Source organism: Bacillus sp. COPE52 (assembly GCF_003355115.1).
Lineage (GTDB): Bacteria > Bacillota > Bacilli > Bacillales > Bacillaceae_G > Bacillus_A > Bacillus_A toyonensis.
Map to the genome: position 1 here is coordinate 3,515,919 of NZ_CP031292.1, position 25,569 is coordinate 3,541,487.

A 25,569-nucleotide genomic window follows, 5' to 3' on the forward strand; every position below is an offset into this window, starting at 1 on the left:
GAACAGATAGCGTGTATTCATTTACATGACAAGTATTATTTCAACAGACTATACTCTATTTCCGTTTCTAACATTACTGTGTTTTTTTGCGTATATAAAATATATAAAAACACCGATTATAATCCATGCCACAAAACTAATTAAAGTAAGCTTAGAAAGGTTCAAAGCTAAATATATACAACTTACTATTGAAACGATAGGTAAAAAAGGTACTAGGGGCGCACGGAATGGTCTTTTCATATTAGGATGTGTCTTCCTTAGTACAATGACAGCTATAGATACAAAAACAAACGCTGTTATCGTTCCCATATTCACTAAATTAGCCAATAAGTTCAAATCCACTAATCCCGCTAATAAAGCTGCTAGTATGCCTGTAACCCACGTATTAAAAAATGGCGTTTGTAAACGTTTATGAACACTGGAAAGTCTTTTTGGTAATAACCCATCTCGACTCATCGAGTAAGATACACGAACAAATGCAAACATAGCTACTAACAGAACTGTCGTTAGCCCCGCTATTGCCCCCACCGATAACAAGCCAGCAATTCTATCTTCTCCTACAGTGCGCAACGCATATGCAACTGGATCAGCAACATTCAACTCCGTAAACGGAACCATTCCAGTCAACACGAATGAAACTCCTACATATAGAACGGTACAAATGAATAAAGAAACAAGTAGCCCAATCGGTACGTTACGCTGTGGACGCTTCACTTCCTCTGCAGCTGTTGCAACTGCATCAAATCCTAAAAAAGCAAAGAATACAGTGGCTGCTCCTCCTACCACACCGTGAAAACCAAACGGTAGAAATGGTTGCCAATTTTCTGGTTTTACATATTGTGTCCCTACAATAATAAATCCTACAATAACAGCCAGTTTAATAATAACCATTATATTATTAATTCGGGCACTTTCTTTTGCACCACGACTTAATAAAAATGTTACAACTAAAATAATCAGAACTGCTGGTAAATCAATAATTCCACCCTTCCCCATGCCAGGTGCTGATGCAAAGATTGTAGGGATGTGAATATTAAACCCTAGTAGCAATGACTGAAAATAAGCTGACCATCCTGCTGCCACCGCAGAAGTTGCTAATAAGTACTCCAACATCACACACCAACCAACTATAAATGCAAAAATCTCACCTAATGTCATATATGTATACGAATATACACTTCCTGAAACTGGAACTGCAGATGCAAATTCAGCATAACAGAAAGCTACACATGCACATACAATGGCCGCTAATATAAATGATAATACAATCGCTGGACCAGCATGTTTAGCCGCTACGATACCAGTTAATACAAAAATCCCTGTACCAATAATCGCTCCAATTCCTAAAAGAGTTAAATCAATCGCTCCTAAAGTTTGATTCAATACTTTTTTCTTTTCTTCATCCATTGTTTTCTTTATTAAAAGACTCATTCATTGAAACCTCTTTTTCAAGTTTATCTCTTACTAATTACAATCTTTATTACTGTTCTGTTTAGAAAATAAAATTATACACAATTTACTCCTTTTCTCTTATAGACTTAGCAATCTTAAAAACAGAAAAATCAATCTTTTTAACTCATAGTAAATTTTAAAAATAATTATTGCGAAAATACATCTCTAAGAATGCTGATTGAATTTATCATACAATTAATTATATTGTCAACAATATAATTAATTAAACAAAGACGGTTAATTATGTATCAAATGTTATTTTTAAACATAATTATTTTCTCGAAAACATTGTTTTTTCTGTTTTCATGTTCATATTCATTTTACCTCACTGATTTTTATACAATTTTCATTACATAGAATTCAAATAAAATCACCATACCTTTAATCAAAGTACTATCTTTAAATAATAATTCATTCGAAGTTATGTAACCTTTTTAAGCGAATAAAAAAGTGCAGATTTTCATCTGCACTTTTTTTATTCTTTCACTTCAGCTTCTGCACTACTATTTTCAAGATTCTCTTTCTGAGCTTCTTCTTCTATCTCAGCTGAAATCATTCCATAATAAAGTTCTGGATACAATCCAAATATTTGATATACACTTCCTAAAAACGGCATCAGAATCCCTCTTTTCTAAAGTTGTATTGCCACTTTTAAGGATTCCCTTTTCATTCATTATACATTCGTTTTTGGCGTTTCTTCTTCATCTTGAACACTTAATAAATTTTGCCACTTTTTATAAGGAGCGCTATTCGGATCCACATACCCTTTTGCATACGAACGATCCCACAATTGTTTAATAAACATTTCTTTCTCTTTCTTCGCAACCATATCGGCACCTGTACCGTAATAGTTTTGAAAGTATAGTTCGATTTCATCAAGGAATAATCTTAATAATTCATCTGACGTTTCTTCTAACGTCGGATCATACTTCGCTTCACGGTCATACATTAAAATCATATCTAAAAGATTGTGAACATGTTCTTTTCTAAGCCATCTTACATCTTGAGCTCCTAATACGAACGGATGTGTATATAAATGTCCACCTTGAATCATTGCCTTTTCTTGCTCTTCTTCAAATCTGGACAAGATGTTTTCATAAATAAACGGATTATGAAGTAATGCTCTGTGTAATTTATAACTTTCACTTGAAATATTTTTCCCCATCGACTGAATTAAGAAGCTACGTCCAACGCCGTTATATTGATACACAAACTGCCCATCAACAGCAACTAAACTAATCCAGCGATACATATACGCATATAGAAGGGCACGATTACATTTATCGTAGTCTAACTTCGTTTGAGTCGCATTCAAGTCGGGCATAAAGGCTGGTAAGTGCCAATACTTATCTAAATGCGGCGTTAAACTAGATTTTTTACTATTTAATTTGTTCACACGGCGATAATATGATTGGAAGTAGTCACCTTTATCATTCATAAAACCGTTCGCAATGTGTCCTGATGATAATTTAGGAAAATCTTGCAATGATAAACCGTAATGTGCCCGGTAACAGATCACTTCAAATGGTGAAAAAGCTTCATGTACTGTATCTTTTTCTTTAAACATTTCTTGAATTAATTCTTCTTGCAGTTCTTTCTTTAAAGTTGGATGTATACCCCAATATTGTAATTCCCTATGGTGAGAAACTTTCGGCACGAATGGACTAGCTAAATGGAACAGATCTTCAATTTTTTCACGAACGTATTCATCACGATCACGCTTCTTATAATCCGCTTCTTTTCGCAATGCCTCTATAATATTAAGTTCTAATTTATCACGATAACGTACTTGTAATTCATCATAACAATAGCTCAATATATGTTCACGATAAAAATCTTCTACCTTTTTCGATTGAATCTCTTCCGTTTTCGCATCCCGACAATATTCCCCATACAAACTCATATAAATTTCTGCTGATATATCTTTCGGCAATACACCTAAATTTAAATGTTGCTGCATATCTTGCCATATTTTTTCTTGCAACTTCTCTTCCGCTAATACGTATACATTCGTTGGGTTTGTTTTCCCTTCAAACTCCTTACTTCTTTTTTGAATTTCAAACAATAAATTTTCACGTGTTTCATGTAAATTATCAAAAAACCTTTCCCAATATTGAATCATTTTATTAACTGCTTGATATAACGATTGATAAACGAGTTCTAACAGCATTTCTTTTCTGTACTCATTTAATTTGTGTACATATTGCGTTACGATATCTTCAAATTCTTTTTTAAATAAACGTTGTTGATTATTCACCATTTTTCCAAACCAACCTTGTTGCTGAGCGATTTCAACGCGGCGTACAGCAGTTACCGTTCCATCTATATTACCTACATTAAATTTTTTATCATAATTTTGAATTACATTACGCTTCTGTTCATTATTTTCATGTAGTCGATTCATTTTTTCTACTAACTGCTTTCGAATTTCATATAACATAAAACGCGCTGCTACTGGATGAACAGGGTCTGTTTTCTTTAAAAACCATGTATTTAATTGATAGGACTGTCCTTCAGACCCACTTGGTGAAAAACGGTCTGATTCAATCATGTCATATAAAAGTGTCGTTACATGTTCATGTACACGGCTCGGAATCGCATACGCATATAAACGAACCGCATGATCTACTCTCGCTACTTCTCCTTTCATTTGTTCCATCATTTTTAGTTTCGCAGCTGAAATTTTACACTCGTGCTGCAAACGATTTAATTCCTCATCTTTTTGCACTGTGCGCTGTACATAGCTTTCTACAGCTTCTAAAAACAGTTTAGATTTCGCAACTCCGAGCTTACCGCCCTCTGCTCCTTCACGCGTTTCATTGTACATTTGTCTATAGAAAATATGGGCTTGTTCTGGACGGGTAGCAAGATGTTCTAAATCCTCTAAATAACTTTTGCCACGCTCTGGCTTTTCACGCTGCATACCACGTTTTACATCTTGGTCGTACCTTTGCTTCTTTTCTTGAAAGAGTTGATCCAAATGAAGCCACGATTCGTCTAAACCTTGCACAGCCCATTTTAAAGCACAATATTTTAACACATGTTCATATGGATAAATGAGCTTTGCTGTTCCTGCCCCGCAATATCGTCCTTTCCCGCTTGATTCTGCCAATTGCTGAATTTGATTATCTTCCTGTGCAAAATGACTTGTGGACATCGGACTAAATAACTGTAAATAAATCGTATTTGCCATCTGCTCCATATAATCCGATAAATTGTGTAAATGGTGTCCATGTAAGTTTTCGTAATCGTATAAGAAACAATAATTGTACGGTAAATGATGTTGTTTAATCGTATGATTCGTTCTTCCATCCTCATCTACTTGATCCGGACGGTATTCTAATTCAATCGTTACACCACCGCGTTTTGATAATTCTCCAGTTGAACCGAGCGTAATGGCATGCAATTCTTTTAAAGACGCATAACCATTTGCTTGCACCGTTTCAAATTCTTTCGCACTAACCGTTCTCGTCTTCACTAACACATCAGGCATTAAAAATGCACCGCGTATTAAAATGTTATGATGCTGCAGTTTTTTCCGAAGCATTTCACGTAAATATAATGCAATTTGCAGAAACATCCCCGAACCTGTTCCGCCTGCTAGTGATGTTACAATAATAACTCGCACACCATATTCCGTTTGATCACTTGTAACCGGAAAAATCTTCTCAATTTCTTGCCAAAAGGACGTCAATTTATCTTCTTTCATCGCAGCACGTAACGCTAAACGTGAAATGACGCGTAACTGTCCTGCTCCTTCTGTTAATGGTTTATCAAGTATAGTTGGATCCATTGGAAACCACTCTGGAATCGTTGGATCTCCTGCAATATACTCTCTAGGCGTTTTACTTGAACTCGTTTGTGTCTTAAACTTTCGAATATGATCAAATTTACTCAATGTATTCACATCTGTATCAAATACGTGCATCGCTACCTTTTTTCGGCGCTCTTCAGGCAGTTTTTCATATATTTGATGCGTCACAGTACTACCGATTCCACCTAATCCAATTAATATCGTTGGAACTTGTAATGTCATGTGAACCACCTTCCTATTCTTGCTTGTTTAAAAAGAAAGGGAAAGAAAGCTAAGACTCCCCTCTTATCCCTACCTACTATTCACATTCATATTTGTAAATCTCCTTACCATATCCTCTATCAATTAATAAAAGTTCATTTGGATATAGTGTCTTATGCTCCATTCCTACTTCTTCCTCTGTTATAAACATCCCATCAATAATCATTCCTACTACTTGTGACTCTTTCGCTACAAAGACAGATTTCGAGCCTTTCTTGGCTATAAACGTAACGGATTGCACAGTTTTTCTTTCTGCTCGAAATGGGATACCAAAATAATGTTTCCACCATTTATTTCGAAGTAATTCTGGTTCAGATTGATATAACCAATCTTTCGCTACTTCTTGATCCCATTCGTAATACAATAGCGCTTTCCGGTGAAATCTTGGACGAACAATCCATCCTAAAACGATTATGCCTACTACTAGCAGCAATAAAGTGATAGGAATGACAAACTTAAAAATAAGCGCATACTTTTCATAAAACGGCGCACTTTGAATATGGAGTGATATTTGCTTCTTTACTTCTTGTAATTTCGCATCTTGTATAACGATGGTAGCTTCTACGGTGCCAGTATCTGTGAAATTGAATGTGTCGGAGTAATAAGGACGAGGATAAACGTAAATTTGATTACCACGTTGTTTTATTTCATAGTTGATTGATTGTTTAGATGTGACACCAGTAGATTTTAATAGTTTCTTTACAGCCCCTTCTGTCATCGGCTTACCATCTAACTTTGGTTGTAAAATAAACGGTTTACTATTCTCTAAATTCGTTACTTTTTCTTCATAATCTTTCGTAACAGTTTGAAGTGATAATTTTGGCTTTTCTGTTGTTTCAATTTTGAATTCTTTCGTCTGTCTGTAAAATCCCTTTATATTCATATGAACTTTTCCACGTACTAACCCTTTACCAATCTTCGTTTCGTAATAAAACACATGCCTCTTATCGTTCCACTTCATCGGATATTGTTTTCCGTCTATTTCTACTTCTGCTTGAAAGTAAGAAGACTGAATTGGTAACTCAGTAGGCTTTGCTTCAATAACAGCAGTAACACCTTCGTACATTTGTTCAACATTTTTTTGACTATTATCATCTTTGTCATAAGTAGAAACCGTATAGTTAAGCGCTGGTTCAACAAGTACTTGCAATCCTTCTTTCTCAATATCCCGATCCACTTCTATCGTATATGTTCCTGGTTTAATGACTTCCTGATTTTCCGTGCTTATATGAGCTATATTTCCGAATAATTTCGCTTTTCCGGGTGCATGTATGGAAAAAGAAGACTGTAACTGTAATGGTTTCGAAATTTGTGTGACCTGATAATTAGACAGCGAAGGCGATTGTCGTACAAGCGTCATACGCTTTAATGGGAACGGCGTTGTAATCTCTACTTTCTTTCCTACTACTTTCGTTTTTACAATCGATTCAACGGAGGAGAATGGATCACGATTCGCAACTAATGCTGCCACTTGATTTACACTTTTTACAATGCCATCCTCTCCGCTTGACGGCATCGTAACTCCGTTTATCTCTTTCTTCCATATTTCTTTAAACGTATTTAATTGTTCTTTTTCTTGCTGCCCTAAATCCTCTTCCATCGTAATTAAGATAGGATGTAAAGATATCTTTTTTACATCCATTTCTTTCTTAAAGTCTGTTAGTTTCTTTGTAATTTGTTCTTTTCCGCCAACTTTATCTTTTTCTAGATCATTAAATGCCCCGTCAGTTAATACAATAAGCCAAAATTCACGTTTTCCATCTATATCTGCTTCCTTTTTTATAGATTGCATCGCCGTCTCTACTGCGCTAAAAGGAGTATTTAAATACGTTTTCCACGCTCCAATTCCTTCAATTTCTGTTTGCCTTTTATCCTTCGTTAACGAAATGTTTAACGGATTATTCGGCTTGCTCATTGGAACATAAGAAAATGTATCTTTTTCATCTAATAGCGCAACTAAACTTTGCAAAGCGTAATTGGCATATTTCCAGCGATCGTTATTTCTCATGCTGCCCGAATCATCATATACAAGTGAAACGACCCTTTCCTTTGCCTCCTCTCCTTTTGCAAAAGTCCAATAAGGATGTAACCATATAAATAGAAACAACATGAATGTGGCACAAATTCGAATTTTCATGATGAGGCTTCGCCACCTTTGTAGACAAATTCCTATGTTTAAATTTATGAGAGGAAACAAGATATATGACTTGTATTTTAGGACAACTAACCCACCATAACTTTATTATGTAAACATATATACACACTTGGTAATATTCTTTATAGCATTTTCTATCCAATTATATAGGCAAAAAAGCCTGTCTAAGCTCCATACTTAAAACAGACTTTTCCTACTTTTCATATTAAAAACACACAACAAAAAGTTTGATTTTTTAATTAGCACATTACTTCAATTGTAAATCCACCAGGCGCTTCAACATAAAACGTATACGCATGTGCATGTTTAGGAGGTTCAACCAAAAATCCATCTTCCTTCAATCTTTGATTCATTTTATTTATTAGTTCCTCATTTTCTTGCGGAAATCCTACATGAAATGTTTTAGGATACTGAACTTCTTTCCCTTTCATTAAATTTAGTATAAACCCATCCTTATCACGCATAACTGCAAAGCCATTTCCCCTCGTTCCACTTCAAATTAATCCAAAATATTTTTCTGAAAATTCTCTAGTAGCTACTACATCTGTAACCGTTAAATTAAGATGCCTAATTTTCTAATACTTTATCATATAAAGTAAAACTTTGATCAGTGGGGCGTTTACGGACAGTCTGGCTCCCCCTAATTTTTTTGCTCCAGCCAAATTTTTTGGTAGGAGTTTTACTGCCCAAAAATAGCAGGATAAATAAAAAACACGCCTTTCACAGCGTGTTTCATTGCTTCACATATACTTCAACAATTGGATTATCTTTGTTATCTGCATGTAAGCGTATATTCGCTTCACTCGTATTATAAATGCTGGCTAATAGCATAATCGTTAACAAATTAGGAGTCTTAGCATCACTTCCGTATTTTCTTTCAAGCGCTTCTTTATATTCAAACTCTAAATCCCCCTGTATATATGTATACACTTCAAATCCATCTTCTAAATTGCAAACTACTGTATCAATAATATCCGCTCCTACTTGTTTCTTCATTTCATCTCGCAATGCTTCTATAAATTCTTTCCACGGTACTTCGTATGTTTGAAACTGATCTGTAGATTTCATTGCCTTTCCCTCCTTACTATATCCTTTCTTTATATTTCCCCTTTCATATAACAATTATGATAGGTAGGTCATTCGTACAAGCCGCACTTGTCCCCCTTACATATCGTATTACTGTAAGGGGGAAGGAGGACAGAACATGCATAGACAAAGATGTTATGATACGTGCCGACGTTATTTCGGTAAAGTTGTTCGAATTGAAGATCGTGATGGTCGCATTCATTTAGGCAAAATAATCGATGTGACAAATGAATCTGTATGGATCGAACCAATGCAACAGCGCTCATCTTTTGATACAGGATTCGGATACTATGACGCATATACAAACGGTGGTTGTGATCTTTGCGGCGGCATTAGCAGATGTGATAGTTGCGGATTCGGTTGCGGTGGTGGATTCAGTAGCTGTGGATGTGGCGGTCGTGGTTGCGGTAATTGTGGTGGCGGCGGCTGGGGTGGCGGTTGTGGCTGGGGCGTTGAACTTGGATTTGGTTTCATCTTCGGAATTACTTTAGCTGCATTATTTTTCATTTAACATAGTAAAGAGTTGACTACCTTTAGCCAACTCTTTTTCTCTACTTTTCACATATAAATATACGGTGTCCTAAAACATGTTGGTACATACGTCGTACGTTTTCATGTTGTACCCATGCCTCATATAACTCATTCGGAATATATGTTGATACATTCCATTCCGGCTCTTCTATATAGCTAGATATCGTTTCTGCAATTGTACCACCGCCAGCAATTGTAATTCTTTTGAAATTTGCTTTCTGAAATAGTTGTACCCACTCATTCTCAGTTAATAATTCTTTCATGCCATATAATTGGGCAATTTTTTCTTCCTCACTCTTCTCAATATGTGTATTAATAATCATTTCAATGACAACAAGCTTACCATCCTTCTGTAATACACGATAGCACTCTGATATAACCCTTTCTTTATCTGTAAAAGCGAGTATCGATTCCCCAAGCACAAACTCAAATGAATCATTTAAACAAGGTAATCGCTCTGCATCACCTTGAATCAATTGTACATTCAATCTTTCAAACAACCATCTATCTTTCGCTTTTTGAATCATAATTTCATTCTTTTCAATCGCTGTTACTTTATAACCGAATTCTTTTGTCATGTAAGCCGCTGTTTTCCCCGTACCACAACCTATCTCAAGGACATCCGCTCCTTGTCTAAGAGGCAGTTGTGCTAGCAATTGTTTTGTTAACGTAAAACCACCAGGATGAGCACTTCCTATTCCGTAATAAGCTAAGAAATCGATGTAAGTATTTCGTTCCATGGGATTCTCCCTTTTTTATTTTATATATTCAAGGAAGAATGAAAAGTGCATAAAAAAAGGGCGCATCACGCGCCCCCTCAGCTTATTTTTCCTCACCGATATATGCCCATTTGTAGCTGTAATCTCCACCAACTGGGTGGTGAACAATTCCTTTTACTTTTGCTCTTTGAACAATTGCATCACCACGTTGATATAATGGTGCAATTGCTGCATCTTCAAGTAACATTTTCTCAGCTTTCAGTAAGCTATCCCAACGCTCTTTCGTTTTCGTTAATAGCTCACCTTTACCTTTTTCTACAATTTCATCATATTTCTTATTTGAGTAACCAGTTTGGTTATGAGGTCCATCTGTAACGAACATATCAATGAATGTCATTGGATCTAAGTAGTCAGGTCCCCAACCAGCGTAAGATAAATCATAATCTAGATCTGATTCTAATTTTAATTTTTGTTTAAACGGCTGGTTTTTCAAGTTCACTGTTAAGCCTGGTAAGTTTTTCTCAAGCTCTCCTTTTAAGAACTCCCCTACTTTTTTCGCATTATCGCTATCATAGTTTAGCAGCTCAATTGTTACTTGATCTTTTCCAAGCTCTTTTTTCGCTTTGTCCCAATGCTCTTTTGCCTTTTTCACATCCGTTTTTAAAATATCTCCATTTTCTTTACGGAAGTCTTTTCCATCCGGACTCTTAGCAAATTCTTTTGGTACTAAGTAATCTGCAGGTGTAGATCCGTCATTTAAAATAACATTCGTTAAACCTTTTTTATCATACGCCTTTGCAATTGCTAAACGTAAATCTTTGTTCTTTAACACCGTATCTTGACCACCACGTTTTTGATTTAAACGTAAGAAGAACGTTGATGGTGTTTTTTGTGTATAGAAATCTGGATTCGATTTATATTTGTCAACAAATTCAGATACTAATCCTGCACGGTCAATCTGTCCACTTTCATATAAGTTGACACGTGTACCGCTATCTTTTACTACGTTAAAGTTGATTTCTTCTAACTTAACTGTTTTATTATCCCAGTACTGTGCGTTTTTCTTTAATTTCCAACCTTCTTCATGTTTCCAGTCTGTTAATGTAAATGGTCCGTTGTATAATGTTGTATCTGCTTCTAAACCGAATTTTGCACCTTTTTCATTTACGAATTTTTCATTTTGTGGATAGAATGTTCCGAATGAAGTTAATTCAACAAAGTAAGGAACTGCATTTTCTAATTCTACTTCTAACGTATAGTCATCTACAGCTTTTACACCTAACGTATCAAGCGCTGCTTTTCCTTCATTAATTGCTTTTGCATTTTTTACATCGAACATAATGTATGCATATTCCGCTGCTGTATTTTTATCTACAGCACGTTTCCAAGAAAATACGAAATCTTTCGCTGTTACAGGCTCTCCATTTGACCATTTTGCATTTTTATTTAATGTAAATGTATACTTCTTACCATCATCACTCTTTTTATATGATTCAGCAACCCCTGGTGTTGCTTTATTATCTTTATCCAGTCGATATAAACCTTCCATTACGTTGTTTAAAGCAAGAAACGATACTTGGTCTGTCGCTTTAACAGAATCCATAGATGGAATCTCTTGGCTCTCTGTTAAATTCAACACTTGCTTCGCTGCTAATTTTCCGCCTTCTTTTTCACCGCTTTTTGGTGTTGTGCTTGCCTTATCTTTTTCCCCTGATCCAGAGCAAGCTGTTAATGCCATACTCATTACTAAAACTGGTGCTACGACCGCTGTCAATTTTTTCATCTTTTTTCTCTTCATTTTCTTGTACCCTCCCCAATTATATGTACGATATTAACATTTAGAAATTCTCTATTAACTTTCGTTATCAGAAAATTCTTATTAATTAATATTCTACTATTTTTCTGAGTTTTGTAAAGTATTTTTGTAAATTTTCTAAATATTTATTTTTTTGTGATAGTAACTTGTTGTTTTAACTACTTTATGAATTATCCCCCGTCTACTATATGTAAACATCCCTCCCCTTATTCCACTCTATTACTACGTTCTATATTTTTCTTATTAGCATGAGATCTCTTACTATCATTCATCTGTCTTACTACTTACTGAACTCTCTCTAATGTCCTCCGATAGAATCTTCCTAATTCCCTACCCGTTTCTCAATAGGCTAACGAGATATATTTCCCTTATACATACTAAAAAGCATTTCAAAAGCAGCTCAGCCACTTTTGAAATGCTTTCACTTTATTTTTTTCCGCCATCCTCAGTTACATACGCCCACTTAAAGCTATATTCTGGACTGATGTTATGTTTCACGATTCCTTTTACATGCGGTTTCATTACGTACGATCTTCCTGTTTGATATAAAGGAACTAATCCTGCATCTTCTTCAAGGAATAATTTTTCAGCTTTCCCTAACGTTTCCCAGCGTTTTTTCGCATCACTCATTAATTCATTACCTGCTTTTCCTACCATTTCATCGTATTTTGGATTTGAATAACTCATTTGGTTATACGGGCTCTTCGATTCAAACATATCAATAAATGTCATTGGATCCGCATAATCTGGACTCCAACCTGCATAAGAGATTTCATAATCTTGTGCAGTCTCTAATTTTAATTTTTGTTTGAACGGCTGAATTTTCGTATTAATCGTTACACCTTTTAAATTTTTCTCAATTTGATCTTTAACATAATCAGCAATCTTTTTCGCAGTTCCATCATCATAGCTTAGTAATTCAATTGTAACTTGATCTTTTCCAAGTTCTTTTTTCGCTTCTTCCCAAGCTGCTGCACCTTTTTTCGGATCATATTTCAGACCATTTTTAAATGTATCTTGATAATCTTTTCCATCAGGTCCTGTCGCAAGCCCTTTCGGAACCAATTGATCCGTTGCTTTTGATCCATTATTTAAAATTACATTCGCCAATCCTTTTTTATCGACTGATAATGCAATTGCTTCACGAAGCTTTTTGCTCTTTAATGGCGTATCTTGTCCGTTACGTTTTTGATTTAAACGTAAGAAGAATGTACTTGATTCTGCATACTCACCGTACTCATCTTTATTCGATTTATATTTATCTACAAATTCTCCTGATAGTAATGTAAAGTCAATTGATCCTGTATCATATAAATTTACTTTTGTAGCTACTTCTTTTACAACACTATAATTAATTTCTTCTAATTTCACAGTCTTTTTATCCCAGTACTTATCATTTTTCTTCAGCTGCCAACCTTGTTCATGTTTCCATGAAGACATAACAAATGGCCCGTTATATACAGTTGTATCTGCTTCTAAACCGTACTTATCGCCTTTTTCTTTTACGAATTTTTCATTTAATGGATAGTATGATGGGAATGCTAATAAATTTAAGAAATACGGTACCGGTTTTTCTAATTCTACTTCTAGCGTGTAATCATCTACCGCCTTCGCTCCTAATTCAGTTATAGGTTTTTCACCTTTATTAATCGCTTCTGCATTTTTAATATAGTAAGCAATAAATGCATATTCTGCCGCAGTATTCTTATCAAGTAAGCGCTGCCATGCGAAAACGAAATCTTTCGCTGTTACAGGATCTCCATTCGACCATTTTGCATCTTTTCGCAGTTTAAACGTATACTTTTTACCATCTTCACTTTTCGTACTAGATTCTGCCGCAGCAGGAATTGGCTTATTATCTTTATCAAGACGATATAGGCCTTCCATCGTGTTTCCTAAAATTTGTGCCCCTAACGTATCAGTAGATTTAGAAGTATCCATCGTCGGAATTTCTTGATTTTCCGTACGATTCAATACTTGCTTCGCTGCATATTTAATATCAGATGTTTTTTCTTCTCCACTATTAGATGTAGTAGTCGTTTTCTTTTCTCCACCTGAACTAGAGCACGCTGTCAATGCAACACTCATCGCTAAAACTGGTACTACAACTGCTGTTAATTTTTTCATTTTTTTTCTCTTCATTTTTTAACCCTCCCTAATTATATGTACATTACCAACCTTGAAAGACTCCTTGTTAAATATTTTTCAGAAAATTACAACTAATGTTATTCTACTCTTTTTTTCACATTTGTAAATAGTTTTATTTTAAATATTCTGATTTTAAACTTCGTAATTTAGTATGATTTATCCCCCATCTACCATATGTACATACTTTACTCCTTATTCTTCTCTATTTTGCTATACTACAAATTTACATTTTAATTTCCAATATACAAAAAAGCATTTCAAGGTAGCTAAGCTACTTTGAAATGCTTTTTCAACTCTTTTATTTTTCAGTTACATATGCCCATTTAAAGCTAAATTCTGGACTAATATTATGTTTTACTACACCTTTTACATTTGGTTGTAAAACATAAGAATCTCCACGTTGATATAAAGGTACAATCGCTACATCTTCTTCGAGTAACGTTTTTTCAGCTTTTCCTAACTCTTCCCAACGTTTCTTCGCATCGCTCATTAATTCCGTTCCAGCTTTTTTCACCATGCCGTCATATTTAGGGTCAGAGAAGCTCATTTGGTTATGAGAATGTCCAGTCTCAAACATATCTAAGAACGTCATTGGATCTGCATAATCTGGATTCCATCCGCCATACGAAATATCATATTGTTGCTCAGTTTCTAATTTTAGTTTTTGCTTAAATGGTTGAAGTTTAATATTAACTGTTACACCTTTTAAGTTTTTCTCAATCTGGTCCTTAATATATTCTCCAACTTTTTTCGCATTACCAGTATCATAGTTTAAGAATTCAATTGTAACTTGGTCTTTACCTAGCTCTTTTTTCGCTTCTTCCCAAGCTGCAGCAGCTTTTTTAGCATTTGGTTTTAAACCATTTTTAAACGTTTCTTGGAAATCTTTACCGTCCGGTCCAGTTGCTAAACCTTTTGGCACTAAGAAGTCCGCTTCTTTTGATCCATCATTTAAAATTACGTTTGCTAAATTCTTTTTATCAACTGATAGCGCAATTGCTTCACGTAATTTTTTACTCTTTAATGGTGTATCTTGTCCATCACGTTTTTGGTTCATACGAATGAAATACGTGCTCACTTGTGAATATGTTCCGAATTCACCTTTCTTACTTCTGTATTTATCAACGAACTCTCCATTTAATAATGCAAAGTCAACTTGACCGCTGTCATATAAATTGACTAAAGTCGCAGCCTCTTTAACAACACTGAAGTTAACTTCTTCAAGTTTTACAGTCTTTTTATCCCAATATTGATCATTTTTCTTTAATTGCCATCCTTGTTCATGCTTCCAATCTTTAAGAACGAATGGTCCATTATAAACTGTTGTATCAGACTCTAAACCGAATTTCTCGCCTTTTTCTTTTACGAACTTTTCGTTTAATGGATAGTATGATGGGAATGCTACTAAGTTTAAGAAGTACGGCACCGCTTGCTCTAATTCAACTTCAAGCGTAAGATCATCTACCGCTTTCACTCCTAATTCAGTTACAGGTTTTTCTCCTTTATTAACCACTTCTGCATTTTTAATCGGGAATGCGATAAATGCATACTCAGCAGCTGTTTTTGGATCTAATAGACGTTGCCAAGCATATACGAAATCTTTCGCAGTTACTGGATCACCATTTGACCATTTTGCATCTTTACGTAGTTTAAATGTATATTTTTTACCATCTTCACTTTTCGTACTAGATTCTGCAGCAGCTGGAATAGGCTTATTATCTTTATCAAGACGATATAACCCTTCCATTGTATTCCCTAGCATTTGTGAAGATACTGTATCTGTTGATTTTGAAGAATCCATCGTTGGAATCTCTTGCGTTACTGTACGATTTAGCACTTGTTTCGCTGCTAGTTTTCCTTCTGATTTACTATCTCCACTAGAGCTAGAATCTGTGCTTGTCTTCTTATCTCCACCTGATGTAGAACATGCTGTTAACGCCATGCTCATTGCTAAAACCGGTGCTACAACTGCTGTTAGTTTTTTCATTTGTTTCTTTTTCATTTTGTACCCTCCCTAATTCTTAACGATAGCTATTAAAGAATTTTCTGATAATTCTGTTTTTCTCTATATATTTATCAGACGATTCTTACTACTTCTTATTCTACTAATTTTTTAAATTTTGTAAAGTATTATTATTGAAAATTTTTAAAAAATTATTTTTTTACAGTAATATTCATAAAAATGCCATATGTTGTTCAAACCTTATTTCTCATTTATACACATTCGTTGATTTAATCACTTTCATCTCATTTACCGCTTGAATACTTGTTAATTATTGCTAATAAATAATGCATATATCTAAAAACATCTTTTCTACAAAAATAAAAAAGTCAGCTAAACTGACTTTTTTTACCCGGCAATTTTTTCTCTTTTCATTTCCTCTACCACTCTCTTATACTTCTCATCATCAAACTCACTTTCACTTTTTGCAACAACTACAGTCGCAATACCGTTACCAATTAAATTAACGAGATAGCACGTGCTTCTGACATGAAACGATCTACCCAAAGTAGTAGCGCTAACCCTTCTAATGAGATAACATTCATTGCAGATAGAGTAGATGCTAATAAAAAAGCAGACATTTCGTCTGCTTTAATTTTCCTCAATCTGCTTCGCACTTAATCCTAGATGTGTTCTAAGAGTATCACTCAAACTTTGTAGGTCTTTTTTATTAGGATTATAGTAATAGACACGTTGTCCATTTGGGCCATTAGGTAAATAAAGATCATCACCAGCTAATTGAGTCTTTTCAACTGAACCATTTAAACCATATTTATAAAAAGATAAAATATCATCCATGGCTAAATTTGTTTTAAAATCACCATCAACCGCCTCAACCATTTTCTCTAGTTTTGTAATCGAACCTGCGCTTTTTAATTTATTTAACATCGCTTCAATAACAAGTTGTTGACGTTGCCCTCTCATTGCATCACTGTCAATATGACGCGTTCTTGTCAGCGCAAGTGCTTCTTCTCCCGTTAATTTTTGTAGTCCTTTTTTCAAATGAATCGCATCAGGTTCATCTTTACTATTTTGTTCTGTAAATTCAACTGGGACATCTATTTCAATACCATCTAATCCATCAACAATTTTAATAAATGAGCTAAAATTAAACTTCACAAAATAATCAACGGGGACTTGTAACAATTTTTCTACTGCTTCAACAGATGCTTGTGGCCCTCCATCTTTACCATTTTTAACAAGCCCTCTTCCATATGCATGCGTTATTTTATCCTTTTTCTTTTCAATCGGGACATATGTATACGTATCACGTGGTATACTTGTTAATTTCACTGTCTTATCATCTTTATTAAAAGTTGCCAGCAATAACGCATCTGTATGAAATGCACCACTATACTCCTTTTGACGTTCTTGATTTTCATCAATGCCCATAATTAAAAGTGAAACATTGTTTGCAATTGGTTTTACTGCTTTCTCACGTAAATTTGATTTTTCACCACGCGCTAAATTCAAATTAGATTTTTGTACAAGATTAGAAGTTTTCATATATACATAGGTGCCATATCCAACCCCGCCAAATAGTAATACTCCTAGTAGTAAACTTATTATCGTTGTCTTTTTATATTTCCGCTTATTTTTCTCTTCTCTTGAAGACGAATGATTCCCCATTTATTCTCCTCCTGTTTCTATTCATCCAATATATTTTTCATTTTTTCATATTTCGTGCTATCCTTTTGAAACATACTTTCTTTCAGCCCTTTATCTATTTGTATCCATTCGGTAGTAACTGAATATTGAATCATACCTTCATGAAAACTAAGAAACTTTAACATAACCCCTGTGTTTTTCTCCACAACCATTTCAAATTTCCCTCTTACATCTTCAGAGGCGCTAATAGGCATCTCTATATTAATTACCCCTTCAATTTTGTAACAATCGAGTCCTAGATATTTCGTTTCTTTATAATTCCAATCTTTATATCGAATTAACAAATCTGCGAATTCTGATTGAATACTATGCTTAGCCAATCCCACATATTCGCCATCATACCGTTTCCTCTCACCTGATTTTCTCAACAATCTTTCCGTAGGATTTAGTTTTAATAGTTCATTATTTCTTTCCTCTGGGCTCCATTTTGTCTCTTTATATGTATAGTTCTCATCATCAAACTCTTTTTTTCTACCCTCGTTATATATAATCGTTCTTTTTTTCAATCGTTTATCTTCTTGAGATGCAATGCCTCTTTGTTTCTCCGTATCAATCGCATACTTGTATGTTGTAGCCATTCTTGTAGAGCTAGAATATTCCTCAAATTGTCCTGAAATATTTTTAAAATGATCAATTGAATCCAACATCTTTATATGAATTTTTTCCTTATCTGGATAATTTACATTCAATTTTATTTCTTCTTCATTTTCATAATCAGAAAACGCCTTTTTCTTCACATATTCAAATACTCCACCATTTTGTGCAAAGCTTTGTATAGAAAATTCAGACATAGAAACAATAGAAAGCGCTAGAACCGCGGCACTAATTACCATCATATGAACTCTGTAACTCTTCTTTTTTACTGGAAGATCATGCAGTGTATCATTAATCTTTCCATTTAACTTTGGCGGTAAAATAACATTTTCATCTTTTATTCTCTTTTTTAATTTCTCATCAAATGATTTTTCACTATCCATTCTATACACCCCCTATTCCATCTTTAATCGCTCTTCTAATAGTTCCCTTGCACGTGACAGCCTTGACTTAACCGTCCCTTTTGGAATTTCTAAAAGGGACGCAATACTCTCTTGATTCATATCTTCATAATAATAAAGTACAGTTACAGCTCTTAATTCTTCCGTTAAAGACTGAATGGCATTACAAAGATCAATATCTTTATATCGGTCGAACGCTATCATACTACTATCATGATCCTCGATTATAATTAGTTTTTTATATGACTTAATTATATTGTTACACTCATTTATTAAAATTCGAATTAACCAAGTTTGAAAAAACGCTTCTTTTTTTAGTTTTTTTATATTTTCATAAGCTTTTAAAATTGTTGTCTGTATCGCATCCTCTATGTTTGTCTCATCATGTAACATCGCCTTTGCAATGCGATACATCTTCACTTTCTCCGTATGTATAAGCGCCATAAAGGCTTCATGATCACCTTTTTTCGCTAAGGAAACATCCGTTTCTTCTTTTACAATCATTTTATATAAAGGGATTACTTTCACAATTGCTCCTCCTGTTTCATCCTCACTTCAAATTTAACTTTACACGTATTAGACTGCGTAGCCTATAAAAAGGTTCATTTTTTTGAATATTTTTGTAAATAAAAAGATAAATATCCTTTTTATGGTGGCACACAATGAACATATCGGTTCAAATTTACAAACAAAAAAGTCCACTTTCACAGTGGACTTGCTACTTTATAACGGTAAATCTCTCTTTCTAAACATAACTATTGCTAACAAAAAGATGCAAACTGCCCCAACGGTTAAACCTAAACTTACCGGCCATATATTATATGTTCCTTCAGCAATTTCTTTCGGACGAAACAGCGTAAATAAAGATAGGCTTTTCATCCACTCTAACTTATCACTTAATTTCCCTACCATATCTAGTACGAAAAATAATATAGTTAAACTTGCTGAATAACTAAGTGCCTTTCTTTCATCATTACATATACAAGAAAAGAAAAATGAATACGCACTAACGACTAAAAATATGAGCCCTCCGACTACATTAATCTTCAAAAATAATTCTTTATTTAAATTATTATCTTTTAAAAACCATTCTGCTCCTACTATACCTGCTACATACGTGACAATTACAATGATAAGTAGCCCCAATATGAGAACAGTAGCTTGCGTAATGGCAATTTTCACTCTGGATACAGGCGTTGCTAGCAAGTATGCCATCGCTCCTTTATCTACATGACGCGCAATTAAATGTGTCGCAACTGTTACGCAAAAAATTGTTAAAATGATAATAAACAATAGACTGTAATACTCCCCAGCTAAAAAATCCATTACGTTTTGAATCGGACTTTCCATACCAACAATTTTTTTCACACTATCAGGCATAGCACTTATTAATTCATTTAACCCTTTCGCTGATACCATTGATGGGAATATCCAAATTAATAACCATAAATAGAGAGCCGCACCAATCGCATAACTAAAAATACTTTTTTGTGTTTCTTTCAAACTAGCTAAAAACAATTGCTTATTCATGCGTTACCCCTTCTTTCTTATCGTAATAATGCATAAATAAATGTTCTAAATCCATCGCTCTCGTTTGAAGTGCCGTTACATTATAGTTTGAAAGTGTTTGTAAAACAGTTTGATAGTTTCCTTGTACAATAATAGATGCCTCTCTGCCTTTTACCGCTTCAAATTGCAAATTACACTTTGTAAGAGATTCAATTTCTTCTTGCGATGATACAGTTACATCTATTACCTGTCGTCTCATACTTTGTAAATCATGAATATTTTCAACTGTTACGAGTCGACCATCTTTAATAATAGCTACTCTGTCACAAGTTCTCTCAATTTCAGTAAAAATATGTGAAGACATAAGAATCGTTTTTCCTCTTTGTTTTTCCTCTACTATTAGTTCTATAAATACTTGCTGCATCAGTGGATCAAGTCCAGATGTTGGTTCATCTAAAATTAACACCTCTGGATCGTGCATAAATGCAGCGACTATCCCTACTTTTTGCTTCATTCCTTTAGACATTTTGCGAATCGGTGTTTTCACATCAAATTGCAGACGATCTATCAGTTCATCTCGTCTTTTCGTATCCTTTAATCCACGCATTCCTTGCATTAATTTTAAAAACTCTAATCCGTTCATTCCTTCAATAAAAGAAATTTCACCCGGTAAATAACCAACTTCCCTTTGAATTTTCGCTGCTTCATTCCAACAATCTAATCCAAAAATTGTCGCTTTACCAGCTGTCGGTTTTATAAATCCCATTAAATTACGAATTGTCGTTGATTTTCCGGCACCATTCGGTCCTAAATAACCAAATACTTCTCCCTCTTTTACATCAAATGTAATATGAAACAAACCTTTTCCATTCGAAAACTGTTTTGTAACATCTTGAACTGAAATCATAAGTCCACCTCATTTTTTGAAATATTTAATATATGATATTTCAAAATTATTGTACTCCTCATCTTTCATATTCGCAACAACTTTTTGAAATATTCATTAGTCCATATTTCAAAAATATTGTTTTCCATTATTTTTTCTTGTATATTTTAAGTGAGGTGATTACATTGAACGGCTTTGAAAAAGTGAAAGAAAAGAAAAAACGCGCCATTAAAGAGGCGGCCTTCGTATTATTTTCAGAACGTGGATTTAATGAAGTAAAAATAGAACATATTGCAAAAGAAGCAAACGTTTCTCAAGTTACAATTTATAATCATTTCGGAAGTAAAGATGCGTTATTTAGGGAGCTTATACAAGAATTTATCATATCTGAATTTCAATATTATAAAGGGCTTGCAGAAGAAAAATTACCTTTTCATGATATGATGCAAAAAATGATTGTAAGAAAAATGAATACTGGCGGGTTATTTCAACCTGATATGTTACTACAAATGATGCAAAGGGACGAAGAACTCCGTAAGTTTATTTATAGTTATCAAAATGAAAAAATCCTTCCCTGGTATTTAGAAATATTAGAACGAGCTCAGCGCAAAAACGAAATTAATCCACACCTTACGAAAGAAATGATGTTACTTTACATTCAAATGTTTACTAAGTTAGGTGATGATTTCGGGGCACAGCTTCTTGAAGGAGATCGAGAAAAACATATACAAGATATCGTTACGATGTTCTTTTACGGCCTTTCTGTTCCAACAAAATAAAAAAGACACGAAATTCGTGTCTTTTTTATTTTAGCGAAATGACTCTACCCGTTTCACTACTTTCAACCGCTAATTGAATTAGTTTAATAACATTTAAACCATCTTGCGCTGTTACAGGTAGTTTCTCACCATTTAATATACTATCTCTTACACCTTTATAGTACATGTCATAGCAACCGACTTCTGTTGAAATACGATTTAAAGTTTCTTCTGTTTCTAAAGTAGCAAAATTCTCTTCAGCATCTACTCCATAACCTATATCGCCTGGCTTCATTCCATTTTTTAATTGTTCTTCCTGCGAATCCATACCGTATTTCACGATAGAACCTTTGTCCCCATGTAATGTAAAATGCGGTCCTGCTTGTTTCACGTAACTGCTACTACGTAAAATGACACGCTTAACTCCATAATGAAGTACTACGTGGAAATAGTCATCAATCTCCGCACCTGGCCTTTGTTTTATTACATCTGCGCTTATCGCATCTGGTTTTCCGAATAATGATAGCGCTTGGTCAATTAAATGCGATCCTAAATCATATAATATACCTGAACCTGGTAAATTCTTTTCTCTCCATCGATCGCGTACATGTGGACGGAAACGATCAAAATGCGCTTCATATGCGTATACATTTCCTATTCTATTTTCTTCTAACAATTTCTTAATTGTTAGGAAATCATTATCAAAACGACGATTATGATATACACTTAACATCACATTATGCTGCTTTGCTAATGAGATAAGTTCTTCCCCTTCTTCAATTGAAACAACAAATGGTTTTTCCACTACAACATGCTTACCATGTAAAATCGCTTCTTTTACATATAGAAAATGAGTTGTATTCGGTGAAGTAATGACAACTAGTTCAATATCAGATCGCTTTACTAATTCATCAATTGTGTCAACAACAGCAGCATTTGGTAAAGTTTGTTTCACTACTTCTTCTTTTGAAGATAAAATAGCTCGAATATCATATTCTTTTATCGTTTGTAATAGCGGGATGTGAAATGTTGTACTAGAAAATCCAAATCCTACAATCCCTACACCTATTTTTTTCATGTTGCCCCTCCAATTATCCCGCACTAACGGACAGTAAGATCCCTCCTCAAAATTCAGCGAAAACTAAAAAGTTAGGTGAGGGCCTTACTGTCCGTAAAAGCCCGATTAGTTCAACTAATAATCAGTAGGGAATAAAGCCCCCCACTGATTAAAGTTTCACTTTATGAGAACGATTTCATTTCACTATTATAACAAGATTATTTTCATATACATAATAATTCGCTTAGAAAAAAGCATCTCGCTATTATTCATAGCAAGATGCTTCCTTTATTCCGGTCTTTTCTTCGTCCACGTTTCTACTACTTCACCAGTATCATTAACATCTAGTACTAAACTACCATTACTATACCGGTCTTTGTTTCGATACGCTTTCGGATCAACCTCTTCTACAATATTTTTCTCTGTCTTCATGTAAACTAGTTCATCGTCTCGTACAATTTCAATACCTACAATACGGTATGGATTACGTTTTAACTCTTTGAAAATAACAAGACCTCGCTTCGCTCTCGTTGACTTTTCAATTTCTGATGCTTTTAAACGCTTTATAGCACCGCGTTGCGTTACGAGAATAAGTTGATCTTTGTCACCATTTAACGGTTTACCAGAAGCGACATAGTCATCTTCTTTTAAATTAATCGCTTTTACACCAGCAGCTCTTACACCAACTGGACTTACTTCATCTTCATGGAAAATCAGTGCATATGCACCATGTGTCGCAAGAACGATATCACTCGTTCCATCTGTCGCAAATATATCAACAACTTCATCATCTTTTTTCAAGTTTACAGCAACGAATGCCCTTGAATAACGCTGAACTTTATATTGATTTAATTCTGTTTTCTTTATCATACCATTTCGCGTTACAAATACGATAAATCGTTTTTCTTCCTCAAAGTTCGGTACAACCGTTGCCCAAATGATTGTTTCATCTCGGTCGAGTGAAACGATATTTGCAACGTGCTGACCTAAATCTTTCCAACGAATATCTGGCATTTCGTATACTGGAAGATATATATAGTTTCCTTTACTTGTGAATAAAAGAACTGTTTCAGTCGTATTCGTATCGAATCGTTCAAGTAAGATGTCACCCTCTTTCATACCGAAGTCTTTGCCGTTTGATGCATTATGTGAGCGCCATCCAGTACGTTTCACATATCCTTCTTTCGTTACAGTAACGATGACATCTTCTTGTGGAATCATCACTTCTACGTCTATTTTAATTTCTTCAATTTGTTCTTCAATAATAGCGCGACGATCATCACTATATGTTTTCTTCACTCTCTTCAAATCAGTTTTAATGACTTGAAGTAATCTTTTTTCACTTTGTAAAATTGACTGTAGCTCTAGAATTTTCTTATTAAGCTCATCGGCTTCTTCTTGTAACGCCGTAATGTCTGTATTCGTTAAGCGATATAATTGCAAGGATACAATTGCTTCTGCTTGTGCTTCTGTAAAGCCAAATTTTGCACTTAAATTATCTTTCGCATTACGTTTATCTTTTGAAGCTCGAATTGTCTCGATTACTTGGTCTAAAATCGATAATGCTTTCTTTAAACCTTCTACAATATGTTGACGATTTTCTGCTTTTCTTAATTCATATTGCGAACGTCTCGTAATAACCTCTTTTTGATGTCCAATATAAGCATCCAAAATTTTCGGTAATGTCATAAGTGTTGGACGGCGATTATTGATCGCTACCATATTAAAGTTATATGGAATTTGTAAATCTGTATTTTTATATAAATAATTTAAAATACCTTCGGCGTTTACTTCTTTCTTTAATTCAACAACGATTCGTAAACCAGTACGATCTGTCTCATCACGTACTTCAGCAATGCCATCTAACTTTTTATCTAGACGTAATTCATCCATTTTCTTTACAAGGTTTGCCTTATTCACTTCGTAAGGAATTTCAGTGATTACAATTTGTTGTTTCCCACCGCGCACTGTTTCAATTTCTGCTTTTCCGCGAATAATAATTTTACCTTTTCCTGTTTCATACGCCTTTTTAATACCATCAATCCCTTGAATAATACCGCCTGTTGGGAAATCTGGTCCTTTCATAACTGTTAATAAATCATCAACAGTACTATTTGGCTTATCAATACGCATCATTGTAGCGTCAATAACTTCTCCAAGATGATGCGGAGGAATTTCTGTTGCATAACCAGCGGAAATTCCTGTAGATCCGTTTACTAATAAATTCGGGAACGCTGCTGGTAATACAACCGGTTCTTCACTCGTATCATCAAAGTTTGACACGAATTCAACTGTTTCTTTATCAAGATCACGTAATAATTCAGATGCGATTGGTGATAAACGAGCTTCTGTATAACGCATTGCCGCTGCTGGATCACCATCAACACTACCATTATTACCATGCATTTCAACTAAAACATTACGTACTTTCCAAGTTTGACTTAAACGTACCATCGCCTCATATACAGAAGAATCACCATGTGGATGGTAATTACCAATAACGTTACCAACTGTTTTAGCTGATTTACGAAACGCTTTATCATGTACGTTTCCTTCTACATACATAGAATATAATATACGTCTTTGTACTGGCTTTAAACCGTCACGCGCATCTGGAAGCGCGCGGTCTTGGATTATATATTTACTATAACGTGCAAAGCGGTCACCTAACACGTCTTCAAGCGGGAGGTCATGAAACTTCTCTGCCTGCAT

18 protein-coding genes and 2 pseudogenes are annotated in these 25,569 nt (G+C 34.6%); 2 read left to right on the plus strand and 18 right to left on the minus strand.

Annotation, left to right across the window (positions count from 1 at the left end):
• Positions 1-48 precede the first annotated feature (48 nt).
• The 6 genes and pseudogenes from DPQ31_RS17635 to DPQ31_RS17660 all read right to left on the minus strand — a co-directional run bounded on the left by DPQ31_RS17635 (position 49) and on the right by DPQ31_RS17660 (position 8,750).
• Positions 49-1,431 carry an APC family permease gene (locus DPQ31_RS17635; RefSeq protein ID WP_000054728.1) on the minus strand — a complete coding sequence of 461 codons (1,383 nt, stop codon included), beginning with the start codon at positions 1,429-1,431 and terminating at the stop codon, positions 49-51.
• A 496-nt stretch (positions 1,432-1,927) separates the two neighbouring features.
• Entirely contained in the window at positions 1,928-2,068 is a 141-nt protein-coding gene (locus DPQ31_RS17640) for a hypothetical protein (RefSeq protein WP_001116188.1), read from the minus strand.
• Positions 2,069-2,125: 57 nt separating this feature from the next.
• On the minus strand, positions 2,126-5,488 hold the full coding sequence (locus DPQ31_RS17645; RefSeq protein WP_000175115.1) for a tubulin-like doman-containing protein: 3,363 nt from the start codon (positions 5,486-5,488) through the stop codon (positions 2,126-2,128).
• Positions 5,489-5,564: 76 nt separating this feature from the next.
• Positions 5,565-7,664 carry a vWA domain-containing protein gene (locus tag DPQ31_RS17650; RefSeq protein ID WP_208730809.1) on the minus strand — a complete coding sequence of 700 codons (2,100 nt, stop codon included), beginning with the start codon at positions 7,662-7,664 and terminating at the stop codon, positions 5,565-5,567.
• 257 nt (positions 7,665-7,921) lie between these two features.
• Positions 7,922-8,254 (minus strand): annotated as a pseudogene (locus DPQ31_RS17655) (VOC family protein).
• Between the two features lie 160 nt (positions 8,255-8,414).
• The gene (locus tag DPQ31_RS17660; RefSeq protein WP_000842916.1) at positions 8,415-8,750 is read right to left on the minus strand and encodes a hypothetical protein; all 336 of its coding nucleotides are present in this window, start codon (positions 8,748-8,750) and stop codon (positions 8,415-8,417) included.
• A 136-nt stretch (positions 8,751-8,886) separates the two neighbouring features.
• Here DPQ31_RS17660 and DPQ31_RS17665 point away from each other — a divergent pair, with 136 nt between their 5' ends.
• Entirely contained in the window at positions 8,887-9,279 is a 393-nt protein-coding gene (locus DPQ31_RS17665; RefSeq protein WP_000555013.1) for a hypothetical protein, read from the plus strand.
• Positions 9,280-9,319: 40 nt separating this feature from the next.
• On the opposite strand, the gene DPQ31_RS17670 is transcribed toward DPQ31_RS17665, so the two are convergent.
• The 10 genes and pseudogenes from DPQ31_RS17670 to DPQ31_RS17715 all read right to left on the minus strand — a co-directional run bounded on the left by DPQ31_RS17670 (position 9,320) and on the right by DPQ31_RS17715 (position 21,063).
• Complete coding sequence (locus DPQ31_RS17670; RefSeq protein WP_000440863.1) at positions 9,320-10,039, minus strand: class I SAM-dependent methyltransferase; 720 nt, start codon at positions 10,037-10,039, stop codon at positions 9,320-9,322.
• A gap of 82 nt (positions 10,040-10,121) precedes the next feature.
• Positions 10,122-11,816 (minus strand): peptide ABC transporter substrate-binding protein, encoded by a 1,695-nt coding sequence (locus tag DPQ31_RS17675; protein ID WP_208730810.1) that lies wholly within the window; start codon positions 11,814-11,816, stop codon positions 10,122-10,124.
• 444 nt (positions 11,817-12,260) lie between these two features.
• Positions 12,261-13,976 (minus strand): peptide ABC transporter substrate-binding protein, encoded by a 1,716-nt coding sequence (locus DPQ31_RS17680; RefSeq protein WP_141555910.1) that lies wholly within the window; start codon positions 13,974-13,976, stop codon positions 12,261-12,263.
• A gap of 304 nt (positions 13,977-14,280) precedes the next feature.
• Positions 14,281-15,984 (minus strand): peptide ABC transporter substrate-binding protein, encoded by a 1,704-nt coding sequence (locus DPQ31_RS17685; RefSeq protein ID WP_070173604.1) that lies wholly within the window; start codon positions 15,982-15,984, stop codon positions 14,281-14,283.
• Between the two features lie 348 nt (positions 15,985-16,332).
• Positions 16,333-16,553 (minus strand): annotated as a pseudogene (locus DPQ31_RS17690) (C4-dicarboxylate ABC transporter); the annotation flags it as partial.
• A gap of 22 nt (positions 16,554-16,575) precedes the next feature.
• Entirely contained in the window at positions 16,576-17,613 is a 1,038-nt protein-coding gene (locus DPQ31_RS17695; RefSeq protein WP_199632815.1) for an LCP family protein, read from the minus strand.
• A gap of 17 nt (positions 17,614-17,630) precedes the next feature.
• Positions 17,631-18,629 carry an anti-sigma factor gene (locus DPQ31_RS17700; RefSeq protein ID WP_097958405.1) on the minus strand — a complete coding sequence of 333 codons (999 nt, stop codon included), beginning with the start codon at positions 18,627-18,629 and terminating at the stop codon, positions 17,631-17,633.
• Positions 18,630-18,641: 12 nt separating this feature from the next.
• Positions 18,642-19,175 (minus strand): RNA polymerase sigma factor, encoded by a 534-nt coding sequence (locus DPQ31_RS17705; RefSeq protein ID WP_199632816.1) that lies wholly within the window; start codon positions 19,173-19,175, stop codon positions 18,642-18,644.
• 195 nt (positions 19,176-19,370) lie between these two features.
• Complete coding sequence (locus DPQ31_RS17710; protein ID WP_001041420.1) at positions 19,371-20,177, minus strand: DUF2705 family protein; 807 nt, start codon at positions 20,175-20,177, stop codon at positions 19,371-19,373.
• Positions 20,170-21,063 carry an ABC transporter ATP-binding protein gene (locus DPQ31_RS17715; protein WP_070173608.1) on the minus strand — a complete coding sequence of 298 codons (894 nt, stop codon included), beginning with the start codon at positions 21,061-21,063 and terminating at the stop codon, positions 20,170-20,172. Before DPQ31_RS17715 ends, DPQ31_RS17710 begins: the two co-directional genes overlap by 8 nt.
• A 164-nt stretch (positions 21,064-21,227) precedes the next feature.
• Here DPQ31_RS17715 and DPQ31_RS17720 point away from each other — a divergent pair, with 164 nt between their 5' ends.
• Positions 21,228-21,821, plus strand: a complete 594-nt coding sequence (locus DPQ31_RS17720; RefSeq protein WP_001013009.1) for a TetR/AcrR family transcriptional regulator — start codon at positions 21,228-21,230, stop codon at positions 21,819-21,821.
• 25 nt (positions 21,822-21,846) lie between these two features.
• On the opposite strand, the gene DPQ31_RS17725 is transcribed toward DPQ31_RS17720, so the two are convergent.
• The gene (locus DPQ31_RS17725) at positions 21,847-22,878 is read right to left on the minus strand and encodes an oxidoreductase (protein WP_208730811.1); all 1,032 of its coding nucleotides are present in this window, start codon (positions 22,876-22,878) and stop codon (positions 21,847-21,849) included.
• Between the two features lie 267 nt (positions 22,879-23,145).
• Positions 23,146-25,569 carry a DNA topoisomerase IV subunit A gene (gene parC, locus DPQ31_RS17730; RefSeq protein WP_097854490.1) on the minus strand — a complete coding sequence of 808 codons (2,424 nt, stop codon included), beginning with the start codon at positions 25,567-25,569 and terminating at the stop codon, positions 23,146-23,148.

Coding starts and splice junctions, on each gene's coding strand:
- DPQ31_RS17635 (WP_000054728.1), bottom strand. CDS start 1,431: ATGAGTCTTTTAATAAAGAAAACAATGGATGAAGAAAAGAAAAAAGTA.
- DPQ31_RS17640 (WP_001116188.1), bottom strand. CDS start 2,068: ATGCCGTTTTTAGGAAGTGTATATCAAATATTTGGATTGTATCCAGAA.
- DPQ31_RS17645 (WP_000175115.1), bottom strand. CDS start 5,488: ATGACATTACAAGTTCCAACGATATTAATTGGATTAGGTGGAATCGGT.
- DPQ31_RS17650 (WP_208730809.1), bottom strand. CDS start 7,664: ATGAAAATTCGAATTTGTGCCACATTCATGTTGTTTCTATTTATATGG.
- DPQ31_RS17660 (WP_000842916.1), bottom strand. CDS start 8,750: ATGAAATCTACAGATCAGTTTCAAACATACGAAGTACCGTGGAAAGAA.
- DPQ31_RS17665 (WP_000555013.1), top strand. CDS start 8,887: ATGCATAGACAAAGATGTTATGATACGTGCCGACGTTATTTCGGTAAA.
- DPQ31_RS17670 (WP_000440863.1), bottom strand. CDS start 10,039: ATGGAACGAAATACTTACATCGATTTCTTAGCTTATTACGGAATAGGA.
- DPQ31_RS17675 (WP_208730810.1), bottom strand. CDS start 11,816: ATGAAGAGAAAAAAGATGAAAAAATTGACAGCGGTCGTAGCACCAGTT.
- DPQ31_RS17680 (WP_141555910.1), bottom strand. CDS start 13,976: ATGAAGAGAAAAAAAATGAAAAAATTAACAGCAGTTGTAGTACCAGTT.
- DPQ31_RS17685 (WP_070173604.1), bottom strand. CDS start 15,984: ATGAAAAAGAAACAAATGAAAAAACTAACAGCAGTTGTAGCACCGGTT.
- DPQ31_RS17695 (WP_199632815.1), bottom strand. CDS start 17,613: ATGGGGAATCATTCGTCTTCAAGAGAAGAGAAAAATAAGCGGAAATAT.
- DPQ31_RS17700 (WP_097958405.1), bottom strand. CDS start 18,629: ATGGATAGTGAAAAATCATTTGATGAGAAATTAAAAAAGAGAATAAAA.
- DPQ31_RS17710 (WP_001041420.1), bottom strand. CDS start 20,177: ATGAATAAGCAATTGTTTTTAGCTAGTTTGAAAGAAACACAAAAAAGT.
- DPQ31_RS17715 (WP_070173608.1), bottom strand. CDS start 21,063: ATGATTTCAGTTCAAGATGTTACAAAACAGTTTTCGAATGGAAAAGGT.
- DPQ31_RS17725 (WP_208730811.1), bottom strand. CDS start 22,878: ATGAAAAAAATAGGTGTAGGGATTGTAGGATTTGGATTTTCTAGTACA.
- parC (WP_097854490.1), bottom strand. CDS start 25,569: ATGCAGGCAGAGAAGTTTCATGACCTCCCGCTTGAAGACGTGTTAGGT.